We start from the raw sequence: 4,268 nt of genomic DNA on the forward strand, positions 1-4,268 counted from the left end.
GACGATCGTAAACGGCGCTACGTAGAGCGTCGAACCGCCTCGGAACTGCAGCCACATTTTGTACGCCCCCCGGGCGAGCTTCGGGATTCTCAGCGACATGCGCCCGTCGAGCGTGGCGTTTGCGGGCAACGTGGGCATCGCACTCATGGCGGCCATCGCATGCTCCATGCTGCCGGCGCGCGAATCGACCGGGTGCACGTGGATGTAATCGAGCGACGCGGTATCGATGAAGACCGCGTGCGCGGCCGCGCCCAGATACGGATGCAGGTCGCGTGCGATGCGGCCGTCGCGTTTGATCGTCGTCGACATCACCATGGCGCGGTTCGCGTGAATGCGAGTGGCGGCGAGCGTCACGCGATAGGGCCCGACGTCGGCCGACGGGCTCGAGGCTGCAACGCTCGTATCGAGCTTGCGCGGCGGCACGCCGGCCTCGAGCACGAAACGGTAGACCTGCTGGGAGTGACCGTGCGGCGTGGTATCTGCATACGCGTAGAAGCGATGCCCGGCATCGAGTGCGACCGCGATCGTAAAGTGGCCGTTGTCGTGAAGTACGGGATGCAAGTGCATGAACTTGCGGAAGTCGTCGCGGACGACGACGAGGTGCATACTCTGCGTCGCGTCGAGGTCGTAGCGCGTAACCGGCACGTTCGATCCGATCGCGTATTGTACGATGTTGAGTTCGTCGCCGCCCGCGCTCGGGTGTGCGGTCAGCAGCGATCGCAGTACCGGTTTGGCGCCATACAACGCGAAAACGCCGCGCTGCGGTGCCTTTGCCGGGGCCATCGCGAGGCAGGTCAGCGCTAGTAGCGCTGCGATTACCCGGCGGTTCGTACTACGAGCCACGTTTCGTCTCCAGTCTTTTGCAGAAAGCCGCCGGCCGCCAGCGCGTCGAGCGCTTCGGCCATGGCGGCGCGTTCGTTTTTGTTCGGCATGCCCGCCCAGCGCATCGCCACGTCGTGCAGATGCAATTCGCTCGGCGGCTGCAGCAGCTCGGCGAGAAACGCCGGCGGGAGTTTCACGCGCTCCATGCGACGCGCGACCGGTTCGAGCGCGCGCTCGAATGTGAATGGCACGTCGGGTACGGCCGCGGGTTCCGGCACTGGCGCCTCGGGCAGCGGCGCGGGTTTGGGTGCGGGCTTATCGACGATGCGGTCGATCGCGAGGTCGGCGATCAGCGGAAACGCCGCCGCGATCGCCACGCCGACGGCGTGCAGCGGCGCTCCGCTCACGGTCGCCGGCCGTGTGCGAATCGCGGCTAGGATGCGCGCCGCCACGTCCTGCGGCTTCGCGAGCATCATGTTCGAGCCGCGCTCCATTCCCGCGGCTTGCGAGAACTCCGTATCGACGCCGCCGGGATCCACGTACGTCACCGCCACGCCGCTGCCGCGCAGTTCGCGCCGCAATTGAATCGCGACCGCGCGAATCGCCGCCTTTGCGGCGCAGTACGCGCCGAAGCCCGGCGCGGGCACGCGCGCGAGCCCGGAACCAACGAAGAAGACCTGCCCGCCGCTCGCGCGCAGCGCGGGCATCGCCGCGCGCGTGATGCGCAGCGGCGCTGCGACGTGCGTCTGCCACTGCGCGTCGATCGCCGCCTCGCTCTGATCGAGCAGATTGCCCGCGACGCCCATACCGGCGTTGTTGATGAGCACGTCGATCCCGCCGAACTCGCGCTGCGCGGTCTCGGCGATGTGCTTCGCCGTCGCCGCTTGCGTTACGTCGCCCGAAACGATCGCACACGCGCCGCCGGCCAGGCGTATCTCGGCGGCGAGCGCTTCGAGCCGCGCCGTTCGGCGCGCGTTAGCGACGACGTTGAAGCCCAGCCGCGCGCCCTGCAGCGCGAGTTCGCGGCCGATGCCCGAACTTGCGCCGGTTATTACGAGCGTGCGTTTACGGGAAGAGGGTGCAATAGCCACGGTAGGTGTCGTCCAATACGTTCGGAAAGTTGGCGTAAAAGGTCGCTTCGTCAACGAGCGGCGGCGGCGCGTCCGTGAGTTCGCGTTCTTCGCGCGCGAACTGGGAGAGCATGCGCGCGACGGGCTTCTCCTCGCCGGCGGCGTCGACGATGCCGAAGCGCATTTCGTGCGGGGCGCGGTCGAACGGCGGCTGCGTGGCAAGTTCGGGGGCGTAGTCGGCCCAGCACCACCACAACGCGCCCAGCGCCCCGCGCCGCTGTAGCCGGTCGAGCACCGCGTAGGCGTAATGCGGCATCTCTTCCTCGGTCAAGCACGCATACGCGGCGGCGTGCGGCGGCAGATCCTTCGCAGCGGGCTGCGGTTCCCCCGGAAGCGGAACGCGATCCGAGGGCGAGACCTCTCCCGGCGGCGCCTGCGGATTGCCGAACTCGCTGAAGAGCACGCGCTTGTTCGCGCACGATTGCGCGATCTCGTAGAGAAACGGCACGGTGCACGGATCGAGCCGATTGCGCGAGAACGCGCTGTAGACCGTGTAGCCGTGCATCGTCGCAAAATCAAACGTGGCGCAGAGCGACGACGGGCGAATGTGCCGATCGCGCGTGATATCCTCGCCGTGCGTTCCGGCCGTAACGCCCACGTTCGAAGCTTTGAGCAGTTCGTCGACCAGCGCGCGGCTCCAGTACGCCGCCTGGTGCGGCGAGTCGGGTTCGCGCATGTTGCTAAATTCGTTGCCGAGATCCCATGCATACAGCGCGGGGTCGTCGCGATAGCGTTCGCCGATGGTACGTACGTGCAGCCGCTGCGCGTCGAGCAGCGCGCCCGTGTAGAAGTTGCCGATGCCGTACGGCGATTCGCGGCCGCCGGCAAACGTGCGAAAGCGCCCGTGCGGCGTCGCGGGATCGAGCGCCCACGCCGGAATCCAGTTCACGCCGCTCATGTGCCCGGTAAAGAACGTTGGCATGGTCTGCAGGCCCGCGTCGCGGGCCGCGCCCATCACGCCGTCGAGTCGCTCGAGCATCGCCGGATCGAGCCGATCGGGCTCGGGCTGGAACGCTTCCCACATGAGGAAGAAGCGCACCACCTGCAGATTCATCGCCGCGATGCGCGCGAAATCTTCGCGAATCTCGCCCAAATCGAAGCGTTCCCACATATACATCGCGCTGCTGCGCGGCCAATAGTTGATTCCGAGTCGAAAAGTCGGCACGAACCAGGGCTTCGCCGCCGGAAGCGAGGGCGCATGCGCGTCGGACTCGAAGCCGCGCTTGATGGCAGAAAGTACGGCTCCCCTCGTCGGGATCATCATGGGCAGCGTCTCCGACCTCGAAACGATGGCCGGCGCGCGCGACACGCTGCGCGAACTTGGCATTCCCTTCGAATTGCAGGTGGTTTCGGCGCACCGAACGCCCGACGAGATGTTCGACTACGCCGAGCAGGCGGCCGCCCGAGGCATCCAGGTGATCATCGCGGGCGCCGGCGGGGCCGCGCATCTGCCGGGCATGACCGCCGCCAAGACGGAGTTGCCGGTCATCGGCGTGCCCGTGCAGTCCAAAGCGCTCAACGGCTTGGACTCGCTGCTCTCGATCGTGCAGATGCCGGCGGGCGTGCCGGTTGCGACGATGGCGATCGGCAACGCCGTTAACGGCGCGCTCTTCGCCGCGCGCATTCTCGCTTTGGGAGATCCAGCGATCGCACATCGTCTTGCGGCACACACGCAGAAGATGCACGACGCCGTTACCACGATCAAACTGTGATCCAACGCATCGGCGTGATCGGCGGCGGCCAGCTCGGCCGCATGTTCGCCCTCGATGCCAAACGCATGGGCTACGACGTCATCGTGCTCGATCCGCAGCCGCATTCGCCGTGCGGGCAAGTCGCCGACGAGCAGATCGTGGCCGAGTACCACGACATGGCCGCCATCGATCGGCTCGGCCGCGAGACCGACATCGTCACCTACGAGTTCGAGAACATCGCGATCGAGTCGGTGGAGTATCTCGAAACCCACGGGTATCGCGTCACCCCGAGCAGCAACGTGCTGCGCATCACGCAGGATCGCGTGCTCGAAAAGCGATTCATTCGCGAGTGCGGCATTCCGGTCGCCGATTTCGAGCCGATCGGGCGGCTCGAAGATATCACGCGCGCGGCGCTGACGGTGGGCTTTCCGGCGATCCTCAAGACGGCGCGCGGCGGCTACGACGGCAAGGGGCAGTGGCGCATCGAAGGTTCGTCGGGCGCCAAACACGCGTTCTCGCAGGCGCGCGGCGCGGAGCTGATTTGGGAGCGCTTCGTGCCGTTCGAGCGCGAACTCAGCGTGGTGGCCACGCGCAACGCGCGCGACGAAGTCGTAACCTATCCGCC

At 66.9% G+C, this 4,268-nt stretch carries 5 protein-coding genes; 2 read left to right on the forward strand and 3 right to left on the reverse strand.

Annotation, left to right across the window (positions count from 1 at the left end; all coding sequences use genetic code 11):
- From VIG32_02145 to VIG32_02155, 3 genes are all read right to left on the reverse strand, one after another.
- Nucleotides 1-843, reverse strand: an 843-nt coding sequence (locus tag VIG32_02145) for a hypothetical protein (GenBank protein HEY8296811.1), incomplete at its 3' end; no start/stop codon positions are given.
- A complete protein-coding gene (locus VIG32_02150; GenBank protein ID HEY8296812.1) occupies nt 816-1,913 on the reverse strand; it encodes an SDR family NAD(P)-dependent oxidoreductase in 1,098 nt (365 codons plus the stop codon). The genes VIG32_02145 and VIG32_02150, both read right to left, overlap by 28 nt.
- Nucleotides 1,888-3,117, reverse strand: a complete 1,230-nt coding sequence (locus VIG32_02155) for a beta-galactosidase (GenBank protein HEY8296813.1) — start codon at nt 3,115-3,117, stop codon at nt 1,888-1,890. The genes VIG32_02150 and VIG32_02155 overlap by 26 nt, the downstream gene beginning before the upstream one ends.
- Before the next feature lie 61 nt (nt 3,118-3,178).
- Between VIG32_02155 and purE the strand changes: the two genes are divergently transcribed.
- Both purE and VIG32_02165 read left to right on the forward strand, forming a co-directional pair.
- Nucleotides 3,179-3,664, forward strand: a complete 486-nt coding sequence (gene purE / locus VIG32_02160; GenBank protein ID HEY8296814.1) for a 5-(carboxyamino)imidazole ribonucleotide mutase — start codon at nt 3,179-3,181, stop codon at nt 3,662-3,664.
- Nucleotides 3,661-4,268 (forward strand): ATP-grasp domain-containing protein (locus VIG32_02165; protein HEY8296815.1); only part of this gene is annotated, 608 nt, incomplete at its 3' end. The genes purE and VIG32_02165, both read left to right, overlap by 4 nt.

The organism is Candidatus Baltobacteraceae bacterium (assembly GCA_036559195.1).
Lineage (GTDB): Bacteria > Vulcanimicrobiota > Vulcanimicrobiia > Vulcanimicrobiales > Vulcanimicrobiaceae > JALYTZ01.